The organism is Acinetobacter sp. C15, assembly GCF_013420645.1.
Taxonomy (GTDB): domain Bacteria; phylum Pseudomonadota; class Gammaproteobacteria; order Pseudomonadales; family Moraxellaceae; genus Acinetobacter; species Acinetobacter indicus.
Map to the genome: position 1 here is coordinate 72,836 of NZ_VOXR01000009.1, position 20,200 is coordinate 93,035.

The 20,200-nt window shown below is 47.4% G+C and carries 23 protein-coding genes; 10 read left to right on the plus strand and 13 right to left on the minus strand.

From position 1 onward, the window contains the following. Positions 1-50 precede the first annotated feature (50 nt). Entirely contained in the window at positions 51-329 is a 279-nt protein-coding gene (locus tag FTT63_RS05600) for a hypothetical protein (protein ID WP_005182110.1), read from the plus strand. A 60-nt stretch (positions 330-389) separates the two neighbouring features. On the opposite strand, the gene FTT63_RS05605 is transcribed toward FTT63_RS05600, so the two are convergent. The 4 genes from FTT63_RS05605 to FTT63_RS05620 form a co-directional block, all read right to left on the minus strand. Beyond that, the gene (locus FTT63_RS05605) at positions 390-2,108 is read right to left on the minus strand and encodes a cation:proton antiporter (protein WP_075167257.1); all 1,719 of its coding nucleotides are present in this window, start codon (positions 2,106-2,108) and stop codon (positions 390-392) included. A 147-nt stretch (positions 2,109-2,255) separates the two neighbouring features. Continuing rightward, the gene (gene rpmG / locus FTT63_RS05610; protein WP_003654787.1) at positions 2,256-2,411 is read right to left on the minus strand and encodes a 50S ribosomal protein L33; all 156 of its coding nucleotides are present in this window, start codon (positions 2,409-2,411) and stop codon (positions 2,256-2,258) included. 16 nt (positions 2,412-2,427) lie between these two features. Next, positions 2,428-2,664 carry a 50S ribosomal protein L28 gene (rpmB, locus tag FTT63_RS05615; RefSeq protein WP_000048256.1) on the minus strand — a complete coding sequence of 79 codons (237 nt, stop codon included), beginning with the start codon at positions 2,662-2,664 and terminating at the stop codon, positions 2,428-2,430. A 164-nt stretch (positions 2,665-2,828) separates the two neighbouring features. Continuing rightward, on the minus strand, positions 2,829-4,292 hold the full coding sequence (locus FTT63_RS05620; protein WP_163169942.1) for a coniferyl aldehyde dehydrogenase: 1,464 nt from the start codon (positions 4,290-4,292) through the stop codon (positions 2,829-2,831). Between the two features lie 115 nt (positions 4,293-4,407). On the opposite strand from FTT63_RS05620, the gene FTT63_RS05625 reads away from it, so the two are divergent. The 7 genes from FTT63_RS05625 to yddG all read left to right on the plus strand — a co-directional run bounded on the left by FTT63_RS05625 (position 4,408) and on the right by yddG (position 10,058). Continuing rightward, on the plus strand, positions 4,408-5,118 hold the full coding sequence (locus FTT63_RS05625) for a TetR/AcrR family transcriptional regulator (protein WP_005182118.1): 711 nt from the start codon (positions 4,408-4,410) through the stop codon (positions 5,116-5,118). Positions 5,119-5,188: 70 nt separating this feature from the next. Beyond that, on the plus strand, positions 5,189-6,055 hold the full coding sequence (purU, locus tag FTT63_RS05630; protein WP_005182122.1) for a formyltetrahydrofolate deformylase: 867 nt from the start codon (positions 5,189-5,191) through the stop codon (positions 6,053-6,055). 206 nt (positions 6,056-6,261) lie between these two features. Further along, positions 6,262-7,047, plus strand: coding sequence for an energy transducer TonB (locus FTT63_RS05635; protein WP_016659573.1), 786 nt, complete (start codon positions 6,262-6,264; stop codon positions 7,045-7,047). Between the two features lie 20 nt (positions 7,048-7,067). After that, the gene (locus tag FTT63_RS05640) at positions 7,068-7,691 is read left to right on the plus strand and encodes a MotA/TolQ/ExbB proton channel family protein (protein ID WP_005182127.1); all 624 of its coding nucleotides are present in this window, start codon (positions 7,068-7,070) and stop codon (positions 7,689-7,691) included. After that, positions 7,691-8,095 carry a biopolymer transporter ExbD gene (locus FTT63_RS05645; protein ID WP_005182129.1) on the plus strand — a complete coding sequence of 135 codons (405 nt, stop codon included), beginning with the start codon at positions 7,691-7,693 and terminating at the stop codon, positions 8,093-8,095. The genes FTT63_RS05640 and FTT63_RS05645 overlap by 1 nt, the downstream gene beginning before the upstream one ends. A gap of 158 nt (positions 8,096-8,253) precedes the next feature. Further along, positions 8,254-9,168 (plus strand): DMT family transporter, encoded by a 915-nt coding sequence (locus FTT63_RS05650; protein ID WP_127799009.1) that lies wholly within the window; start codon positions 8,254-8,256, stop codon positions 9,166-9,168. Continuing rightward, positions 9,168-10,058, plus strand: a complete 891-nt coding sequence (gene yddG, locus FTT63_RS05655; RefSeq protein WP_163146149.1) for an aromatic amino acid DMT transporter YddG — start codon at positions 9,168-9,170, stop codon at positions 10,056-10,058. Before FTT63_RS05650 ends, yddG begins: the two co-directional genes overlap by 1 nt. Before the next feature lie 43 nt (positions 10,059-10,101). On the opposite strand, the gene FTT63_RS05660 is transcribed toward yddG, so the two are convergent. Next, positions 10,102-11,349 carry a YihY family inner membrane protein gene (locus tag FTT63_RS05660; RefSeq protein WP_005182132.1) on the minus strand — a complete coding sequence of 416 codons (1,248 nt, stop codon included), beginning with the start codon at positions 11,347-11,349 and terminating at the stop codon, positions 10,102-10,104. Between the two features lie 112 nt (positions 11,350-11,461). Here FTT63_RS05660 and wrbA point away from each other — a divergent pair, with 112 nt between their 5' ends. After that, the gene (gene wrbA / locus FTT63_RS05665; RefSeq protein ID WP_104470746.1) at positions 11,462-12,058 is read left to right on the plus strand and encodes an NAD(P)H:quinone oxidoreductase; all 597 of its coding nucleotides are present in this window, start codon (positions 11,462-11,464) and stop codon (positions 12,056-12,058) included. A gap of 541 nt (positions 12,059-12,599) precedes the next feature. On the opposite strand, the gene FTT63_RS05670 is transcribed toward wrbA, so the two are convergent. The 4 genes from FTT63_RS05670 to FTT63_RS05685 form a co-directional block, all read right to left on the minus strand. Next, positions 12,600-12,980 carry a hypothetical protein gene (locus FTT63_RS05670; protein WP_005182135.1) on the minus strand — a complete coding sequence of 127 codons (381 nt, stop codon included), beginning with the start codon at positions 12,978-12,980 and terminating at the stop codon, positions 12,600-12,602. Between the two features lie 216 nt (positions 12,981-13,196). After that, positions 13,197-13,772: a xanthine phosphoribosyltransferase gene (locus FTT63_RS05675; protein WP_005182137.1), complete on the minus strand. Its 576-nt coding sequence runs from the start codon at positions 13,770-13,772 to the stop codon at positions 13,197-13,199. A gap of 89 nt (positions 13,773-13,861) precedes the next feature. Continuing rightward, positions 13,862-14,575, minus strand: coding sequence for a DUF3108 domain-containing protein (locus FTT63_RS05680; protein ID WP_005182145.1), 714 nt, complete (start codon positions 14,573-14,575; stop codon positions 13,862-13,864). A 153-nt stretch (positions 14,576-14,728) separates the two neighbouring features. After that, positions 14,729-15,412 (minus strand): hypothetical protein, encoded by a 684-nt coding sequence (locus FTT63_RS05685; RefSeq protein ID WP_160255734.1) that lies wholly within the window; start codon positions 15,410-15,412, stop codon positions 14,729-14,731. A 239-nt stretch (positions 15,413-15,651) separates the two neighbouring features. Between FTT63_RS05685 and FTT63_RS05690 the strand changes: the two genes are divergently transcribed. After that, the gene (locus tag FTT63_RS05690) at positions 15,652-16,530 is read left to right on the plus strand and encodes an energy transducer TonB (protein WP_005182159.1); all 879 of its coding nucleotides are present in this window, start codon (positions 15,652-15,654) and stop codon (positions 16,528-16,530) included. On the opposite strand, the gene FTT63_RS05695 is transcribed toward FTT63_RS05690, so the two are convergent. From FTT63_RS05695 to miaB, 4 genes are all read right to left on the minus strand, one after another. Continuing rightward, complete coding sequence (locus tag FTT63_RS05695; RefSeq protein ID WP_163169943.1) at positions 16,527-16,817, minus strand: antibiotic biosynthesis monooxygenase; 291 nt, start codon at positions 16,815-16,817, stop codon at positions 16,527-16,529. The genes FTT63_RS05690 and FTT63_RS05695 overlap by 4 nt on opposite strands. Before the next feature lie 90 nt (positions 16,818-16,907). After that, positions 16,908-17,390 carry an rRNA maturation RNase YbeY gene (gene ybeY / locus FTT63_RS05700; RefSeq protein WP_163169944.1) on the minus strand — a complete coding sequence of 161 codons (483 nt, stop codon included), beginning with the start codon at positions 17,388-17,390 and terminating at the stop codon, positions 16,908-16,910. A gap of 19 nt (positions 17,391-17,409) precedes the next feature. Next, on the minus strand, positions 17,410-18,483 hold the full coding sequence (locus FTT63_RS05705; protein WP_180192068.1) for a PhoH family protein: 1,074 nt from the start codon (positions 18,481-18,483) through the stop codon (positions 17,410-17,412). 41 nt (positions 18,484-18,524) lie between these two features. Next, complete coding sequence (gene miaB, locus FTT63_RS05710) at positions 18,525-19,979, minus strand: tRNA (N6-isopentenyl adenosine(37)-C2)-methylthiotransferase MiaB (protein ID WP_104472822.1); 1,455 nt, start codon at positions 19,977-19,979, stop codon at positions 18,525-18,527. Between the last annotated feature and the right edge of the window lie 221 nt (positions 19,980-20,200).

The window sequence follows — 20,200 nt, forward strand, 5'->3', positions numbered from 1 at the left end:
AAGCGATGCAAAGAGTCCATCTTTGCCACCATGTTGAACATGGAGGAATTATGTCTATAGAACAGTTAAAAGCCTTATTTGGAAATCAGGACGCGATTTTGGAATTGGTTCAGCTTGAAGGTGGTGAGTTGGCATTGCGTAATGCTGGTTCAGAACAGGAACCTCTGGTCAAAATCCAGTTTAATGATGAAGTCAAAGCCCTGCTGGGAGATCAGACGCCAATTGTCGCCCAGCACATGATTCAGGCCGCATTATTCGGGCTGCTGGAAAAGCAGGTCAATGAATGGCAGGCCGAAGTGGTTGATGAGCAGCCGAAGTATCTGAGCTAGTCGGCTCATGCTCTGGAATGCAAAAGCGCACCCGAAGGTGCGCTTTTTTGTGCCTGAGGCTTAATGTGAGGGTGGTTGATGATGGGCAATTTCAATCTGGTTTAAAATATGATTGCTCATGTTCTTGGCCATTTCTTCTTTGGCAAAGTACACCTCACCGATATTGTCACGGCGAATGACTTCGGCTTCTTCTTTGCTTTCCGCGCAGATCAGCACCTGAATTTGCGGATTCAAAGTAGTCGCAATATCAACAATTTTATGAATATCAATAATGTCCATCGGTGAAATCACCAGTAAACGGGCATGCTGAATATGTGCCTGAATCAGTACTCCGGGCTCAGTAGCCACACCGGATACCGCAGCAATGCCTTTTTCCCGCAGGTTTTCAACAATCTCACGGTTTTCTTCGGCAATCACCACCTTGATATTTTCCGCCATCAGGTTTTTGGTAATACGGCGGCCGACTTCACCATGGCCAATAATCACGACCTGATCCCGCAGATAATCTTGTGAAACTTCATCGGGTAACATCGCCAGCGGGTCGCCACTGCGTTCCAGCAAACGGGCTAGATGTGAGCGCTCGCGAATCCAGCGCTGTACCGGTTCAATCGCCGAAAACAGGAAGGTGTTTAAGGTAATGGAAATCAGGGCACCGGCCAGAATCAGGTTTTGACCTTCTAGAGACAGCAGCTGTAACGATACGCCGAGCGTGGCCAGAATAAAGGAGAATTCACCAATCTGCGCCAGTGAAGCACCTACCGTTAATGCAGTGTTAATCGGGTAGCGGAAGAACAGGACCAGGGCCATGGCGGCAATGGTTTTACCAATCATGATAATGCCGACCACTGCCAGCACATGCAGCGGTTCTTCCAGCAGAATCCGCGGGTCAAACAGCATCCCCACCGACACGAAGAACAGGATTGAGAAAATCTCCCGTAGCGGCAGGGTTTCTTCTTCAGCACGATGGCTAAAGTCAGACTCTTTCACCACCATACCGGCAAAGAAGGCGCCCAGTGCCATCGACACACCAAAGACTTTATAGGCACCAAAGGCAATTGACACGGCCGCCGCGACGACAGTCAGGGTAAACAGTTCACGGGAACCCAGACGCGCCACCACCTGCATAATCCAGGGTACCAATCGTTTTCCGACAATCAGCATAAAGGCAATAAAGCCGGTGACTTTTAACAGGGTAATGCCCAGTGTCAGCCAGATGTTTTCATCAGCTGCACTACCGGCAAGTGCCTGTCCACCCAACAGGACTGCGGTAGCCGGCAACAGTACCAGCACCAGCACCATTACTAGGTCCTCGACCAGCAGCCAGCCCACGGCAATCTTGCCGTTGACCGAGTCTAGCAGGCCGCGATCTCCCAGTGCTTTGAGTAGAACTACCGTACTGGCACAGGACAGGCTAAGACCGAACACCAGTGCAGAGCCGAAACTCCAGCCCCACATCATCGAGACCCCAATCCCCAGCAAGGTGGCGACGGTAATCTGCAGGATGGCACCGGGCAGGGCAATCCGTTTGACTTGCATCAGGTCATTGAGCGAGAAATGCATCCCGACGCCAAACATCAGGAACATCACACCCAGTTCAGCCAGCTGGTTGGCCAGGTGAATATCACCGACCACGCCGGGCGTATTTGGACTAATCAGGATACCGGCCACCAGATAACCGATCAGGGGCGGTAAACGTAAACGGGCGGCAATATAGCCGAACAGTAAGGCCAGTCCAAAGCCGACAGCCAATAAGATAATAAGTTCTACATCATGCGGCACTAACAACTCCTTAAGCCAAGGTTAAGTGTAAAAAAGACAAGCACAGAGAGTGCCAGATTGAAAAGATCAGAAAATTTTAACAACTGGAAGAAAAAAAGTGCAAAAAAAACGACCTGCAGAGAGGTCGTTTTTTTCAAAAAGCCAAAATTATTTGATTTTAGCTTCTTTGAAGATTACGTGTTGACGGATTTTTGGATCAAATTTTTTGATTTCCATTTTTTCCGGCATAGTACGTTTGTTTTTAGTCGTGGTATAGAAATAACCTGTACCAGCTGTAGAAACTAAGCGAATCTTATCACGCATTGTCCTGACTCCTTACTTAGATCTTTTGACCTTGAGCACGTAGGTCAGCAACAACCTTTTCAATGCCCAATTTGTCGATAATACGCATACCTTTAGTGGTTAAGCGAAGACGTACAAAACGTTTTTCGCTTTCTAACCAGAAACGGTGGTGGTGCAGGTTCGGCTCGAACCGGCGCTTAGTTTTGTTGTTGGCGTGTGAGACGTTGTTACCAACGACTGGACGCTTGCCGGTAACTTGGCAAACCTTAGACATGGTGTAACTCCATTGATTTAGCCAACAGCAAATCTGTATGGCCAGTCAAAAATAAACGGATGAATTCATTCAAGGGGCGTTTTATACCAAAAATGCGCTTAAAAGACAAGCGATTTTCAGGAAAACGCAGCACGAGCCATGCTAATAGCTCATGCCTTGATCATTTAGCGAAGAAGCATCTTTGAAATTAGTCTGTGAATCGGCTTATTGAACGGCGGCAGGATGTATTTCAAGCTATACAGCTTCGGATTAGACATCACCGAGCGTTCATGCGACAAACTGAAGAATCCTTCGGGACCATGATATTTGCCCATCCCTGACGCACCGACACCACCAAATGGTAAGTCATCCTGTGCGACATGGGTCAGTACCATGTTTTGTCCGAAATGCCCTGAATGGGTACGCTGTGCGACATAGTCGGCACGCGCCTGATCAAAGTCGAAGTAGTATAATGCAAGTGGACGCGGACGGCTATTAATAAACTCGATTACATCATCAATTTGTTCATATTCCATGATGGGCAGCAGTGGTCCGAAAATTTCCTCTTTCATGATGCGCATTTCGGTGGTGACCCCGGTCAGTACGGTCGGAGCGACTTTGCGTACATCGTCCAGCAGTTCATTTTGCGGATTGATTTCAATCAGTTGGGCGCCCTGTTCACGGGCATTGTCTAAATAGCCCTGCAGCCGGTTGTACTGCTTGTCATTAATAATGGAGGTGTAATCCTGATTGTCGCGCAGACTTGGATACATCTGCTTAATATATTGTTCATAATGATTCAGGAATTCGGCGGTTTTGCCTTTAGGCAGGAACATATAGTCCGGTGCCACGCAGGTCTGTCCGGCATTCCAGAGTTTACCAACCGCAATCCGCTCGGCAACATCAGCCATATCACTTGATGGATGCACCAGCACGGGCGATTTACCGCCCAGCTCTAAAATCACCGGCACCAGATTTTCGGCTGCCGCCGCCATCACGGTTTTACCGACATTGGTCGAACCGGTAAAAATCATTTTATCGAAGGCCAGATGACTAAAGGTATCGGAAATTGCACCACCACCGGTAATGACCGCCACCAGTTCCTGTGGGAAGGCTTCGGCAATGGCATTTTCCAGCACGCGGCCAAAATGCATCGAGGCACTGGAAATTTTAATCATGGCATGGTTGCCGGCTGCTAAAGCGCAGATTAACGGACCGACCGACAGTAACAGCGGATAATTCCACGGTGCAATAATGCCGACCACACCCAAAGGCTGATATTGCACCCAGGCTTTGGCCGGTTGATGAATAATTCCGACGTGTCGCTTGGACGGTTTCATCCAGCCGCTAAGGTTTTTGCTGTAGTATTTGATATGTTCAAGGCAGGTGAGTAATTCGCCAATTTTGGTCTCGTCCATCGAACGGTTACCATAGTCTTCATTAATTGCTTCGGCAAACTGATCCTGATATTTCACCAGCACCCGTTTTAACCGTGCCAGGCGGTCAATCCGTTCTTTGGCGGTTGGCAGCGGATAGCGCTGATAGGCGTATTTCTGCAGGGCCAGAACATCATGTAAACGTTGTGCATCAAGGTTATGGGGCGTGCTGTCGGGAGTGGTCATCGAAGTTGTTTTTGTTTGACTGTTCATGGCGTGTTACCATTCGATTGAATCAATTAATTTAGTTTTTAGAGTATTTACTCTAAATAGTCAAGTTACTTTATCTGTTAGTTTCTTAACAGTTTGAAAGAATGGTTACTTTAGGATGTCACACTCGAAAACGGTGAAAACCAAAGAACGTATTTTGCAGTTAAGCCTGCAACTTTTTAATGAACGTGGCGAACGTGTCGTGACGACCAATCATATTGCAGCTGAATTGGGTATGAGTCCGGGTAATTTGTACTATCATTTCCGCAATAAAAACGAAATTATTAAAGAGCTGATGGAGCAGTATCAGGCCGAAACCCTGAGCATGCTGGCTTTGCCGGATGACCGTCCGCTGGATGCCAATGATAAGATTCATTACTTTCAGGTCCTTAGCAGCCAGTTATGGAACTACCGCTTTTTGCATCGGGATGTCTATCATCTGGTGGAAAATAACGAAGATTTCCGCAAAATGTATCCGCGTTTTGCCGGACAGGTGATGCAGCAGGGACAAAAAATTTATAAAGCTTTCGTGGAAGCCGGTTTAATGGAAATGACCGACTCGGAAATTGAAGCCTTAATTATTAACCTGTGGATTGTGCTGACCAACTGGACCAACTTCCTGTATATGTCGGGGCATATTACCGACTCGAATACGCTGGAAGAGAAGTGGGTCTGGCAGGCGCTGCGTCAGATGGTATTCCTGGAAGGGGCGTATTTGCGTGGTGAAAGCCGTCAAACCTATGAAGGCCTGTTACAGACCCTGGGTTCATCGGAACTGTTTGCCAGCTTATCTTCAAGCAAGAATACAGAAACTGATTCCCCTATTTAGTCTGTTAAGGAAACGCGCTAGAATAGCCGGCTTATTTTTTCAATTTAACTGATTAGTGATATAAACCAACATGAATATGACGACTGCGAATACTGCACGTTTACTGATTACTTGTGAGGATAAGCCAGGTATCGTGCAGGCTGTATCGAGCTTTTTGTATCATCAGGGAGCAAATATTACCGCACTTGATCAATACGCGACTGAAGCTCAGGGCGGGCGTTATTTCATGCGCGTTGAATTCGAGCTGGATCATCTGCAAAGCCGTCGTGAAAGCCTGATCCAGACCTTTGCCAGCAATGTGGCCGAGCGTTATGAAATGCAATGGCGTCTGGCCTTGGTGGCCGATGTGAAAAAGGTCGGTATTTTAGTGTCTAAAGTCGATCATGCCTTGCTGGAACTGTTATGGCGTCATGCGCGTGGTGGTCTGCCGTGTGAAATCACCAAAGTGGTGTCGAATCACGAAACTTTACGTGAAGCGGTTGAAAACTTTGGTATTCCATTTGAAGTGGTGCCGGTTAACAAGGAAAATAAACGCGAAGCCTATGCCAAAATTGATGAATTGATGCAGGGCAATGATGTACTGGTGCTGGCACGTTATATGCAGATTCTGGATGAAGAATTTGTCAGCAAATGGGAAATGAAAGTGATCAATATTCACCATTCCTTCCTGCCAGCTTTCGTTGGCGCCAACCCGTATCAGCAAGCCTATGACAAAGGCGTGAAACTGATTGGGGCAACTGCGCACTATGTGACCGCGGATTTAGACCAGGGCCCGATTATCGAGCAGGATGTGGAGCGTGTCAGCCACGATTTTACTGTCGAGCAGCTGCGTGAACTGGGTCAGGATGTGGAGCGTAACGTGCTGGCGCGTGCAGTGAAATGGCATCTGGAAGACCGGATTATTGTCGATGGCAATAAAACAGTGGTATTCCAATAAGTTGTTGTGAATCACCAGATTTAAAGGCATACTTTTAGTATGCCTTTTTTATTGATTATTTGAAAAAGCCATTAAAATAGCCAAATTAATTGTTGCAAATGAAAACACTTCTCATTTATCATTGCGGTACTTTAATTGTGCTAACCGATGAGCTTGATAGGTCAAATCTGAAACTGGCTATCACCTCTTTAAGGTAACTGAGTTTAATGAGTCCATCTTCTACTCCCATGATGCAATCTCCTCATCCCATGAAAAAGAAAGTGCTGTCTGCACTGGTGGCCGTGGTTATTGGCCATATCGGGGTGTTGTGGGCGGTTAGCCAGATGGAATCACCGGAACTGAAACCGATTGACAAGGAGCCGCTAAAAGTCCGCTTTGTCAAAATTCAGGAACCACCAAAACCTTTACCGCCACAACCAAAAGCAGAACCAAAACCGGCACAGCCTAAGCCACCAGAAGTCAAAGAAGTGAAAGTGGTTGAAAAACCATTGCCACCACCACCGAAAAAAGTGGAAAAAGTCCAGCAGGTGAAAAAGGCCGAAGCGCCAAAACCTGTGGTCAAACCGGTTGAGCCAACGCCGCAGCCAACCCCAACGGTTACCACCACGGTTTCTGAAACCAAAGTGGTGAAACCGGCACCGCAACCGGTGGTACAGCCTGCGCCAGTAGCGCCGCCTGCACCGGCTGTGCCAGCAACCAAATCGGTATCCATTGGGGGTTCGGGCGTGCAGTGGAGCCGCTCACCAAAACCATCGTATACCAACCGAGATTTACAGGGTGAAACCCGTAGCGTGGTGGTCTTAATTGAAGCCAATGAAAAAGGCTCAATCACCAGTGCGCGGATTACCCGTTCAAGCGGCATTGCTGCTTTAGATGAAAAGATTTTACGCGCTGTGCGTAGTGCAAAATTCAAACCGTACAAGGAAAATGGCGTTGCTTATCCAATTCGTGCCGAGCAACCCTTTGAATTGACATTGAATCCTAACGGCTAACTTTAATCAGGAGTTCGAGTATGAACTTTTCAGTTTATTGGCAACATGCAGATGCAGTCAGCAAAACACTGTATTTCGTGTTACTGGCAATGTCGATTGCGACCTGGACAATTTTTGTGCTGCGTCTGATGGGCACCCGCCAACTTAAACAGCAAGCCTATGCTCAACTCGCTCAAGCGCTGAACAGCCTGAAAGCCAAATTTGCGCCTTTAAGTTTTGAACAGCGCAAGGCCGTGGCAGAGCAGGCGCTGTTACGCCAGATTTCGGCAGAAAAAGCCTCTGCAGAAAAAGGCGTATCGGTACTCGGAACTATTGCATCGCTGGCACCGTTTGTCGGTCTGTTTGGTACCGTATGGGGGATTTTCCACGCGCTGGTAGCGGTGGGTAAAAGCGGTCAGGCTGGCCTTGCCCAAGTGGCGACGCCTGTCGGTGAAGCACTGATCATGACCGGTTTTGGTCTGGCTGTCGCGATTCCAGCAGTTATTGCCTATAACATCTGTAGTCGTTTTAACCGGACCTTGTCACATGAGCTGCAAGATCATGCACACAACCTGTTAATTGACACCATGCTACAGCAGGATTCTGCGACCGCTCAGGCTGAAGTGAAAACTGCACAGCAAGGTTTAGTGGGAGGTCAAGCTTAATGGCATTTCAATTGGGTGAAGACAACGATAGCGGCATGAATGAGATGAACCTCATTCCGCTCATCGACATTATGCTGGTCTTGATGATCATCTTCCTGGTGACAGCGACCGTTGCCAACCCATCAATACCATTAACCTTGCCAGAAACCACGGCAGAAATTATTGATCCACCGCCACAGGCGATTACCGTCAGCATTAATGCTTCGGGTGAAGTGGCTTGGGATGATCAGATCATCAGTCTGGATGAGCTGGAAAACCGTTTAAATGCGGCAGGCGAGCAGGAGCGTAAGCCAACAGTACAATTACGTGCCGACAAAGATGCCCGTTATGATACCGTTGCCCAGGTAATGTCACGTGCGAGTGAAGCCGGACTCAGTGATATTGCCTTTGTCAGCGATAACTAAACGTGACAGGCCAGACTCAGGACGACCCATCACGGGTCGTTTTTTTATGGCAGCTGTTTATGTGTAAATTGCAGGAAAAGCGTGCAGCACATATTTTAAATGCCTGCCAATTCAATTAAGGTAGGCTAGGGAAAAACGAGAATTTTCAAGGAATTTTGGTGAAACAACGACAGGCACTGGATGCCAGAGCAGCCAGCATAATGTTTGTGCTGTGTATTTTCTGGGGACTGCAGCAGGTGGTGCTGAAAATTGCCGCGCCTGATATTTCACCGCTAATGCAAATGGCGCTGCGTTCCGGGATTTCTGCGCTGCTGGTCTGGCCGTTAATCCGGCTGGCTCAAGGTGTGCATTTATGGACACCGACGTATTTGTATCCGGGCTTGCTGGTCGGGCTGCTATTTGCCGCCGAATTTTTTATGCTGGCTGAAGCCATCCGCTTTACCTCGGCCTCCCATACCGTGGTGCTGCTGTATACCGCGCCAATTTTTGTAGCTTTAGGCCTGCACTGGAAGCTGCCCAGTGAACGGCTTTCCCTGCTGCAATGGAGCGGTATTCTGCTGGCTTTTCTGGGCATTGTGGTGACTTTTTTGGGGCGTGACAGTCAGCTCAGTGCCGCAACCAGTTCCATGCTCTATGGCGACTTTCTGGCTTTATGTGCCGGTATTTTATGGGCGGCCACTACCATAGCGGTGCGCTTAACCCCGCTGGCCGAAGCACCAGCCACCCAAACCTTGTTCTATCAGCTGCTGGGCGGTTTTATCGTGCTATTCCCTTTGGCCTACTGGTCCGGACAGGCGGTGGTGCACTGGAGTCCGGTCGCTATTGGCAGCCTGTTGTTTCATGCCATTCTGATTTCTTTTGCCAGTTATTTAATCTGGTTCTGGTTACTGAAAAACTATCTGGCCTCACGCTTGGGGGTATTTTCTTTTTTAACCCCATTATTTGGGGTGCTGTTCGGCGTGTGGCTGCTGGGTGAGCAACTGGAACACAGCTTTATTATGGGTGCTATCCTGGTGATGCTGGGCGTGGTTATGGTCAGCGCACAGGGCTGGTTCAAGCGGCGCGTGGCCTGATGCTGAGCCAATCACAACGCTTTACTGCACTGGGCTTGAGCTCACTGCTGATCTGGGCCAGCCTAGTAGGTGTGGTCAAGCTGATTAGTGAGCAGCTCAGTCCGGTGCTGGCACTTGCGCTTATTTATAGTGTCAGTGCGCTGGTGATTCTGCTGCACCAAGGTTGGCCCAAACTTAGCCAGATGCCGAAAATCTATCTCTGGGGGAGTGGGGCATTATTTGTCAGCTATGAAATTCTGTTCCTGCTGTCGATTGCTTTATCGACACAGCGCGAACAGGTGCTGATGATTGCCATGATCAATTATCTGTGGCCGCCGCTGAGTATTGTGCTGGCGATTCTGGCCAAACAGCTGCGTTATCACTGGGCGGTAATTCCAGGCTTTTTGCTGGCCGTACTGGGCTTGATGCTGGTGGTCAATCCGGAGATCTGGAACTTGGCCCAGCTCTGGAGCGTACTGACGGAAAATCCGTTGGCTTATAGTCTGGCATTTTTAGCGGCCTTGTTATGGCCCTGCTACGGTGTGCTGACCCGGGCCTATGCCCAAGGCAGCAATGCAGTGTCGCTGTTTTTTGTGGTGACTGCGGCTTTGCTGTGGGCGCTGCATGTGGGGCTGGATGAACCATGGCAATGGCCAAGCCTTTCGCTATGGGGATGGATTGTGTTGGCCGGTGCCCTGATCGGAATGGCTTATCATAACTGGAACCAGAGTATTCAGTTTGGCCGTATTCAGCTGCTAATTCTGGCCACCTATTTTATTCCGGTGCTGTCTTCATTGATCTCGATGTGGCTGTTGCAGCTACAGCCTGGCTGGGTGTTCTGGCTCGGCTGTAGTCTGGTCAGTCTGGGTGCGCTGATCTGCTGGAAAAGCACCAGCGAAATTTCCGCTTAGCTGGCGCTTATTTCCCGGCCTTAAAGATCAGCAGGTGCTACCTCTATTTTTCTTCAAAAATTTTCGACAATGGAATCGACAGCTTGGCTGCCAGATAGTCATCGGCTTCAATCAGCGCCGGTCCGAGTTTCTGCATCCATTCATCATCCGGATGAATATTGCCGACATCTTTGCGCTGCGGCAGCGGATAAGGCAGCTGGGTATAAAAACTCCAGAAATTGACCTGCGATAAATTTCGTACCAGCACCAGTTCATCGTTATCGGTGCGTTTAATCAGGTTTTGCTGCTCCAGCATCCAGATATAATTCGGTAAACGGCCAATTTCATCGCGGCCCAGTACTTCCAGTGCTTCCTGCTCGGTCACGCTTTCGCCTTTTTTCTGTTTTTGATAAAACAGCTCCAGCAGGTCCAGCAGCATAATCATCGGATGGCGTTTCTGGTCTTTGCCGGAATTAAAAGCGGTGAGGGCAAAGCTGATTTCCACGCCCAGCAAAATAATATTCCACGACAGAAAAATCCACAGCAGGAAAATCGGCACGGCAGCAAAGGCGCCATAGACAATTTCATAACTGGTGAAATTCGACATGATAAAGCCGAACAGGTTTTTTAATGCCTCAAACACCACCGCACTAAAGACGCCGGCAATCAGCGCGGCTTTAATCGGCACATTGCGGTTGGGAATGGTCCAGTACAGAATAAAAAAGCCGACAATGGTCAGGGAAAAGGAAATGATCCACAGAATAAAAGCACCGTTGACCTCATAACCGGCAAAGTTATTGCTCAGTACATTCATCGAGGCAACGGTAGATGACAGCACAAAGGCGCTGCCAAGTAAAATCGGCCCCAGCGAAATAATGGTCCAGTAGCGCATAAAGCCCATAATCCCGCCTCGGGTTTCTTTTACCCGCCAAATCCGGTTAAAGGCAGTTTCGATACTGGTCAGCATCAGTACAGTGGTAATGAACAGGAACAGAATCCCGATAATGGTGAGATTGCTGGATTTATCGGTAAAGGCATTCAGGGCCTTATCAAAGGCGATGGTGGTTTTGGGCAGAAAGTTGCTGTAAATCAGCTGCTGTAACTGCTGACGCGCCGGTTCTAAAGCTTTAATCGAGGAGATGATGACCAGAAAAACCGTCAGCATTGGCACCACCGCAAACAGTGTGGTATAGGTGAGCGAGCCGGCCTGTTCACGACAGCGGTCTGCTTCAAAACGGCGTAATACAAACAGCACGAATTGGAACCACTGGTGGTCATAAAAGGGCAGCTTTTTTAAATACTCAACAATCATGCGGCTAAAGTCTCGATTTTTTTAGTGATCTTTCTGTGTTTTCCTGTGCCAGCTTAACCAAAAATACAGCAAAATACCGTATAGTTTTCTTTTTTACTCTACAGATAACATTATGCAACCCTATGTTTTAGTTCTGTATTACAGCAAATATGGCAGCACCCGTGAAATGGCCCATCTGATTGCCAACGGGGTAGAGGCAGCAGGCGTAGCGGTAAAAATACGTACAGTACCGAATATTGCCGCGGTGGTCAAAACTGCCGAGCCGAGTATTCCGGCCGAAGGTGATATTTACTGTAGCCTGGATGACCTGGCCAACTGTGCTGGTCTTGCGCTTGGTTCGCCGACCCGTTTTGGCAATATGGCCTCGGAAATGAAATTCTTCTGGGATCAGACCACCAGTCTGTGGCTGAGCGGCGCCCTGCATGATAAACCGGCCTGTGTATTTACTTCATCGGGTTCACAGCACGGTGGCCAGGAAAGTACCTTGCTGACCATGCTACCGCCGTTATTCCATCATGGCATGATGATTATGGGACTCAGCAATGCTCATCCGGCTTTATCCAATACCAAAACCGGCGGTACACCGTATGGTGCATCGCATGTCAGCGGCCCGCGTCATGACCAGAGCTTAAGTCAGGATGAAAAGAAACTTTGTGAAGCGCAAGGATTACGTTTAGCAGACGTGGTGAAAAAACTGCACAGCGCTTAAAAAATAGCTTTAAAAAAAATAGCAGCAGCAAGGCCAAAATAGCGCTCAGATCCGTTAATGGCTTTCTGCTGTTGATGCTGGTTTTTTGATTGTTAATTTAAATGAATTTCATGTGAAAATGACTGCTTCTGGTGATTTTCGACCACCCCAATTCGGCGTCTATCTAATAGTCTTTCTATACACAGCCTATGCTGTGACGGTTCTCTCCCTATTCATGATCGGTTGGGTGCTTTCCTGTGGAGGAAAAGAGCACCTTGCCGTCATGCACGCTGAGAAAAATCCAAACTACTGAGGAATACGAGATGAAAATGTGGTTCGTTATGGGATTTAGTGTGCTGAGTCTAAGTCTGGTGCTGTCCTGCAGTAGCAAGCGTGGTGCATCATCCGGATTATCCTGAAGAAAAAAGCACAAACCAAAGCCAAAGATCAGGCCAGCTCAAAAGAGCCAGCGGCGACTGAACAAGGCGCCCCGACACAGAAGTAATGTATGCGGTGCTCCGTTGGTTAGCTCGCACCCTCCATCGACCTCACCTCAAAGGTGTTAGAGTTTTTCTTTAAAGCGGTGTTTGCAGTTGAGGCACTGAAAATCCAGGAAGATATTCTGGTCCACAATGACCCCGGCTTTTTTACCAAAGCGATGACCCAGAAAACCGCCGGTAATGCCGACACTAATTGCACCCACAAAGGTACCAATGGTGCCGCCCATAATCACCCCTAACGGTCCGGCCACGGTGCCTATGGCAGCGCCTAAAGAGGCACCGGAGGCGGCCCCGCCGACAGTTCCGGCTGCTGTTCCGGCCGACCCGAGCAATACTCCGCCAATTTTTTGTAAGTTTTGTTCATGGTTGCGCTTTTCAACCTGATTTGAGCCACATTTCGGACAGACGATACTGTGTTCCATCAACGGATTGTCTTGTGTCATGAGTGTAGAGTGCCTTCTAAAAATGCTGGGTCAATCCAAAGAGCCAATAGCTTAGGACAAAAGGCGTTAGCTGACCTTGGTCAAAACGCTCAGAATTTGCCGTTAGGCTTATGCTAAGCCATTCGGTCTGGAGCGTGGTAGAGAATTTTGTAAATCACATCGCCATAAAAAAAGAGCACCTGAGTGCTCTTTTAGATATAAATTGCAGGCGAAGTCTTAGTCGCGAACAAATTCAACCGTACCATTGGCCAGTGACTTGACACGCGCCAGAGATTCAACCCGGTAGCCTTTTTCCAGGAGCAGGTCACGACCTGGCTGGAAGGATTTTTCAATCACAATACCAATACCGACCACTTCCGCTTGGGCCTGATGAATCAGGTCAGCCAGACCTAAAGCCGCCTGACCATTGGCCAGGAAGTCATCAATCACCAGTACTTTGTCGCTTGAGCTGATGTGCTTGTTTGAAATCGCAATGGTGCTTTCGACCTGTTTAGTGAATGAAAACACTTTAGAGCGATACAGGTCATCTTTTAGGGTTAAAGACTGATATTTACGTGCAAAAATCACGGGAACGCCCAGCTCTAAACCTGCCATGACTGCCGGTGCAATACCTGACGCTTCAATGGTAATAATTTTGGTGATGCCGGCATCTTTAAACAAACGCGCAAATTCTTGACCAATTTGCTGCATCATGACCGGATCAATTTGATGGTTTAGGAAAGAATCGACTTTCAGAACTTCTTCAGACAGAACGATACCTTCAGCTAAGATTTTCTGTTCTAGTGCGTGCACGGGAGAATCCTCAACAGCAGGTGCTTTTTAAAGCAAAAGCGTATTTTAAAAAGCACCTGAAAAAATGCAAGCAAAAATCGAGAAAATGATTAACTTGTTGGGCCTTTATAGCCGGTTAACAGCAGGCCATAAGAGTTCTTCTTGTCCAGATGGGTCACTTTCACCGGTAAGTAGTCCAGTTTTGGCGCTAACCAGAAAATGGTTTCACGGCCCGGCTTGTCATGCTTAATCGCCACTTTAATGGTGTCAAAGGTGCCATAATTGGTTTTTACGCTTTCACTGCCTTGGCGTACAAATTTACGTGCTTCGACCTCCTTGGCATCGGCCAGGTAATAGGTCGATTTGAGCGAACCATTTTTTAAGTCTTCACGAATCTGCAATTCGGCATTTAGCTCATCGAGTACACCGGCTTTCCAGGCAAATGAACGCGACTCTTTGTCTTTTTTGGTATTAATCTTTTTCGCAGCCGGATTAAAGTGAATACTCATGGTGTTGTTATGAATCAGGATTTTGCTGCTGCGGCTAAAGCTGGAAGAACCAATTTTGCCATTTTCAAAGGTGAAGCGGCTGGTTTCCGTGGCCGAAGCAATCCCGCCGGCTTTGGCGGCAAAAACATAGTTCCACTGATTGCCGGATTTGCTTAAGGTTCGGGTCGCAGAGCCAAGGTTTTTGCCGTTATAGCTGAACTGATAACTGGCTTGGAATGGACTCATGGCAAAAGTCTGGTTTGAGAACCCTGCAAATAACAGTGCAGTCGAAACTCCCGCTGCCATGCCCATCGTTTTCAATACGTGTTTAGCCATAAGTAAATTGTTTCCTATTGCTGTAAATAAGCGCACATTGTGCTTTGTTCTATTATGCGCTTGAATGATGAAGAGAAAATTTGCAAATATGCACTTTATGTAACGCTTGTGTAGCAATCCTGATCGGCATCTGCAATCTCTCTGTTTGAGCTTTTAGCTCTTTTTCTGTTTGATGGGCGTCACTTCTGTGGCCGTTTGTGCTTCTTCGGCTTCTTCACGGTCGCGATCTTCTGCAATTTTTCGAAACAGCGCAGTCAGGTTAACATTGCCCATGACCACCAGTTCGGCTTCACGCAACACCGCATGATTGACATGCACTTTGCCCAAAGTGTCAATGATCGAGCGGTTCTTACCCAGCCAGCGGTTCAGGTCTAAATGTAATAGATCATCTTTAACTTTAATTACATTCAGTTTTTGCAGAATCATGCCCAGTGGATCTTTGTTCAGCACTTTCTGATAGAAGAACAGCGCAAACCGAACACCCAGCTTATGCAGGATACTTGGATATTTGGCTTCAATCACCTGGGTATCACTAATCTGTTCAAATACAATCAGTTGGACATTTTTATTCAGTTCCATCTGCACCAGTTTCAAATCTACCGACAAGGTAATATACAGCCCGTTATAGTCCAGGGTCGCGTACAGACGCAGCCACTCGTCATGTAAATCGGCATGTAAGTCTTTCAGCATTTTGACATTGTCGGTGACAAAGCGCTGAAAGGTCGCATTCAGAAAAACCTGAGACATTGGAAATTCGCGCTCATCTTCAATAAATCCTTCAGCCTTCTGATACATCTGACGTAAACGTTTTGAAATGAGAGAGATAAGAGGGGACATACAGGGCATTCCAATGGGTTAATCTTTATTAACTTTGCAGAGATCTTGTCGAATTGTATTAAAAATACGCCAATTGAAGCTTGCAGTTTAGCAAAATAAACTGCACCATTTTCAAGATTTTATTTATCGTGACACGACATGTTGACGGGTGTCTCGCTTTTTTTCAAAAGTAAAAACCAGTCTTATTTTATCTCGTTTTATACGATTTGGGGAATCCGCGATTTTGTCGGATTAATGTGATGTTAAAGAAATTTCATTTTGCACCTTTGACGCAGCAGTGGTGGAAAGATCCACTATTTGGCACCGTACTGACGCTGGCGGCACTTTCGCATCTGGCTGTGTTAACGGTGCAATTTGTCATGCCACAGCAAAGCGATGCCGCGGTCAAGGAAATTGCGGTCAGCTTAAGGCCAAGTGCCACCGAAATTAAGGACGCCGACTTTTTAGCACAGGCCGACCAGCAGGGTTCTGGCACCTTCCGGGAAGCGCACCGCATGTCCAGCGATATGCCCGCACCAATGATTGAACAGAGTGCCGGTGATCAGCAGCTGGAAAGTCTGGAGCGTTTGCAGCAGCAGCGTGAACTGAGCTTTGAAGAAAAAGTGCTAATGACTACCTTAAGCTGGCAAAAGCAGGCGGCGGAAAACCAGCGTAAAAAAGCGCTAGAAGAATTGAACAGCCAGTTTCAGGCCAAAGCGGCGATGGTGGCCAGTCTAGAAGCGCAGTATTTACAGCGTCAGCAAAATTTCAGCCGTCAGCAGAAAATTAAAACCGTAGATGGAATTCAGGCCAAGCAGGATGTCGCAGCCGGTTATCTGGAAAAATTCCGTCAGAAAGTCGAATTTTATGGTAACCGTTATTATCCGGAAGCGGCCAAGCAGCAACAGTTGGCCGGTGAGGTGCGTTTAATGGTGATTTTAAATGCCAACGGTGGGATTCGTGCGATTCGTTTAATTGAAAGCTCGGGGCATGCCATGCTGGATGAAGCTGCCAAGGCTTCTGTGCGTAAAGCTGCTCCTTTTGGTGCCTTTGATGCCAAGATGAAAGATATTTCCGAGCTACGCATTATCCGGACCTGGCGTTTTGACCCGGCTGAGGCGGAGTTTGAGGTGCGCTAGCGTTTGTAGTGACGTAATACTTCACAAACTTCAACACTGAAATTTTCATACCAAGTGTTATGTCCGAGTTGTTGTGCGACTTGGTGTTCCGCATCTAAATGCCAAGCGTGTATATCTGAAAGATCATGCCAATAGGATAGGGCGATTTCAGATAAACCTTCTGTTAATGCTTCAAAATGAATGCAGCGGAATTGGCTTAAGGCTTTCTGACGTAACTGCTGTGCTGTGGCAAAATACAGAGGATCAAGTGTTTTAATTTTCGCTTTAAAAATAACAACGTATTTCATGATTGTGGCTTATCTATTTTTATTCATCTCATTATAAAATAAACCCTATAAAAAAAAGCGAGCCTAAGCCCGCTTCTTCATTGTTTAACTTTAATCGCGTTCTAGATACGGGTTTTCAAAACCGAGCTTATCCAGAATTTCAATTTCAATGCCTTCCATTTCTTCAGCATCTTCATCTGAAGTTTCATGATCATAACCCATCAAATGCAAGGTGCCATGCACCAGCATATGGGTGAAATGGGTCAGCGGTGCTTTGCCTTGCTCATTCGCTTCGCGTAGCACCACCGGAATACAGATCACTAAATCTCCAATGGGGAAAGCATCAAGAAATTCGGCCATTTCATCGGGCAGTTCACTTGAGAAAGACAGCACGTTGGTCGGTTTGTCTTTCTGGCGATATTCCAGATTCAGTTTATGGCTTTCTTCATTGTCGACACAGGCGATCCCGATTTCACAGTCACTTTGGGTGCCAATATGTCGCAAGGTGGTTTCTACAACTTTTTTGATATAGCTACGTTTCAAGACCAGTTCAGGGGCTTGAACATCCTGTTGTAGAGAAAGACTCAGTTTCAAAATATATCCTTAGATCAGTTTAGTCCTGCGCATCGGCCTTGGCATCGTTTTCTGCAATCAGCGCTTCCTGACGGGCTTTGCGTTCGGCATGGGCTTCTGCACTCAGACGTTGTTGCTCACTGTCCCAGCCTTCGTAGGCTTCAACAATTTTTTGCACCAGTTGATGACGCACCACATCACGTGAATGGAAACGGGTAATATGAATTTCCTTGACGTGCTCCAGCACGCGCAGGGCATGCGCCAGACCAGACTGCTGACCACGCGGTAAATCGACCTGAGTCACGTCACCGGTAATTACGGCACGTGAGCCAAAGCCCAAACGGGTCAGGAACATTTTCATCTGTTCTGGTGTGGTGTTCTGCGCTTCATCCAGAATCACAAAAGAATGATTCAGGGTACGACCACGCATATAGGCCAGCGGCGCGACTTCAATCACCTGACGTTCAATCAGCTTGGCGACTTTTTCAAAGCCGAGCATTTCATATAACGCGTCATACAGCGGGCGCAAATACGGGTCAATTTTCTGGGTTAAATCACCCGGCAAGAAACCGAGTTTTTCACCGGCTTCAACCGCAGGGCGGACCAGTAAAATCCGCTGGATTTCATTGCGCTCCAGCATATCGACGGCTGCAGCCACGGCCAGGTAGGTTTTACCGGTTCCTGCTGGGCCAATCCCGAACGAAATATCGCTTTGTAAAATACGCTGCACATAACGTTTCTGGTTGGCACCGCGCGGGTTAATCCGGCCTTTGCGGGTCTGTAACCAGACCGCATCTAAACCGGTATGTTCCTGCTCTTCATCAATCTGCAATTCACGGTCAGTCTGGCTGCCCTGAATCATCATGTGTAAGGTGTCGGCACTAATCTGGCTGGAATTTTCCGATTCTTCATATAAACGCTGAAGCAAGAGCTCGGCTCTCTCAACTGCATCTATTTCACCATCAATAAAAAAGGCATCACCTCGATGAGAAATTTGCACATCTAGACGCTGTCCAATCTGTTTCAAGTGGCCGTTATAAGCACCGAGCATGCTTTTGAGACGTTCCATTGAAATGCCAGGAAAATTTACTGTACGTCGAATTGCTGCAGTCAAGAGAATTCCTTATTCAGAAGTAGTCGTATTGTTCCCTTACATTACGCCACGTCTGGTTCAAGATTCAAGAGTTCACCATAAACTAAATTTAAAGTTTTAATCTCGGTAATCTCAATCTCCGCAAAGCGTCCGACCCAAGCCGGATCACCAATAAATGTTACCAAACGTGTATTGTCCGCCGTGCCGACCAGTACATTCGGATCTTTGTTCGACACGCTCTCAATTAACACACGTTGCACGGTGCCGAGCATGGCATCAGTTTTGTCAATACTGGACTGTTTAATCCATTGCTGCACTTTGGCCAGACGTTCTTTTTTGACATCTTCCGGAGTGTTGTCCGGCAGTTCAGAAGCCGGGGTGCCCGGACGTTTTGAATAGACAAAACTGTACGAATGATCGAAGTCCATATCCTGGATAAACCGATAGGTTTCTTCAAAATTCTCGTCAGTTTCGCCCGGGAAGCCAATAATAAAGTCGGAAGATAAATGCATGTCCGGACGCACTTTACGTAACTTGGCAATTTTTTCGATGTAAACATCAATGGTGTGGTTACGTTTCATGGCCTGTAATACATCATTGGAACCACTTTGTACTGGCAAGTGCAAATGCGACACCATTTGTGGCAAGTCACGGTAGCACTGAATCAGGTCATCATTAAATTCTAGTGGATGCGAAGTGGTATAACGTAAACGGCCAATCCCCGGAATTTCGGCGACCAAACGCAACAGGTCAGCAAAGGTACAGATGTTGCCGTCAAAAGTTTCACCGCGATAACCATTCACGTTCTGACCGAGCAGTGAAATCTCACGTACGCCTTTTTCTGCCAGACCAGCAATTTCCGCCAGGACGTCATCGAGTGGACGTGAAACTTCTTCACCACGGGTATAGGGCACCACGCAGAAAGAACAGTATTTGGAACAGCCTTCCATAATCGACACAAAGGCTTTAAAACCTTCGACGCGCGGTTCTGGCAGGAAGTCGAATTTTTCAATGTCCGGGAAGGAAATATCCACCAGCTTGATTTTTTCTTTTTTCGGTTTTTCAACCTGATCATTATGCTGATCCAGCATTTGTGGCAAACGGTGCAAGGTTTGTGGGCCAAACACCATGTCGACATACGGCGCACGTTTTTGAATATTGTCACCTTCCTGAGAAGCAACACAGCCACCCACGCCAATCACCAGATCCGGATTTTTTTCTTTCAGTTTGCGCCAGCGGCCCAGTTCCGAGAACACTTTTTCCTGTGCCTTTTCGCGGATGGAACAGGTGTTCATCAGCAGGATATCGGCATCGGCCGGATTGCTGGTCAGCACATAGCCGTGAGAATCGCCTAAAAGGTCTGCCATACGATGACTGTCATACTCATTCATCTGACACCCTTGCGTTTCGATGTACAGCTTTTTCACTGAACCGTCGGCTGGGGTGTGCTGTGGCTGGGTAACAGTGTTTTCTGAGGCAGCTTTGGCACCATTTGGAATGAAGGTTTGAACCGTCATGTAGGCTCCTGAAGGATAAAATCGAGATCGTCCGTTCTGAAATGTTTGAACGGCAGAGGTGATAGAAAAACGCGTATTTTAACAGGAACTGGGTATAAACTTATAGCCCTAAATGAGGGAAGCAGAAGATTGATTTATCAATTAAAATTGTTCGAAAATTAATATTGTTTAATCATGAGGTTACATAACACAACAATTGAGGTGTTTGAGAATAATGAAAC

Coding starts and splice junctions, on each gene's coding strand:
- FTT63_RS05600 (WP_005182110.1), top strand. CDS start 51: ATGTCTATAGAACAGTTAAAAGCCTTATTTGGAAATCAGGACGCGATT.
- rpmG (WP_003654787.1), bottom strand. CDS start 2,411: ATGCGTGATAAGATTCGCTTAGTTTCTACAGCTGGTACAGGTTATTTC.
- rpmB (WP_000048256.1), bottom strand. CDS start 2,664: ATGTCTAAGGTTTGCCAAGTTACCGGCAAGCGTCCAGTCGTTGGTAAC.
- FTT63_RS05620 (WP_163169942.1), bottom strand. CDS start 4,292: ATGAACAGTCAAACAAAAACAACTTCGATGACCACTCCCGACAGCACG.
- FTT63_RS05625 (WP_005182118.1), top strand. CDS start 4,408: ATGTCACACTCGAAAACGGTGAAAACCAAAGAACGTATTTTGCAGTTA.
- purU (WP_005182122.1), top strand. CDS start 5,189: ATGAATATGACGACTGCGAATACTGCACGTTTACTGATTACTTGTGAG.
- FTT63_RS05635 (WP_016659573.1), top strand. CDS start 6,262: ATGAGTCCATCTTCTACTCCCATGATGCAATCTCCTCATCCCATGAAA.
- FTT63_RS05640 (WP_005182127.1), top strand. CDS start 7,068: ATGAACTTTTCAGTTTATTGGCAACATGCAGATGCAGTCAGCAAAACA.
- FTT63_RS05645 (WP_005182129.1), top strand. CDS start 7,691: ATGGCATTTCAATTGGGTGAAGACAACGATAGCGGCATGAATGAGATG.
- yddG (WP_163146149.1), top strand. CDS start 9,168: ATGCTGAGCCAATCACAACGCTTTACTGCACTGGGCTTGAGCTCACTG.
- FTT63_RS05660 (WP_005182132.1), bottom strand. CDS start 11,349: ATGATTGTTGAGTATTTAAAAAAGCTGCCCTTTTATGACCACCAGTGG.
- wrbA (WP_104470746.1), top strand. CDS start 11,462: ATGCAACCCTATGTTTTAGTTCTGTATTACAGCAAATATGGCAGCACC.
- FTT63_RS05670 (WP_005182135.1), bottom strand. CDS start 12,980: ATGACACAAGACAATCCGTTGATGGAACACAGTATCGTCTGTCCGAAA.
- FTT63_RS05680 (WP_005182145.1), bottom strand. CDS start 14,575: ATGGCTAAACACGTATTGAAAACGATGGGCATGGCAGCGGGAGTTTCG.
- FTT63_RS05685 (WP_160255734.1), bottom strand. CDS start 15,412: ATGTCCCCTCTTATCTCTCTCATTTCAAAACGTTTACGTCAGATGTAT.
- FTT63_RS05690 (WP_005182159.1), top strand. CDS start 15,652: ATGTTAAAGAAATTTCATTTTGCACCTTTGACGCAGCAGTGGTGGAAA.
- FTT63_RS05695 (WP_163169943.1), bottom strand. CDS start 16,817: ATGAAATACGTTGTTATTTTTAAAGCGAAAATTAAAACACTTGATCCT.
- miaB (WP_104472822.1), bottom strand. CDS start 19,979: ATGACGGTTCAAACCTTCATTCCAAATGGTGCCAAAGCTGCCTCAGAA.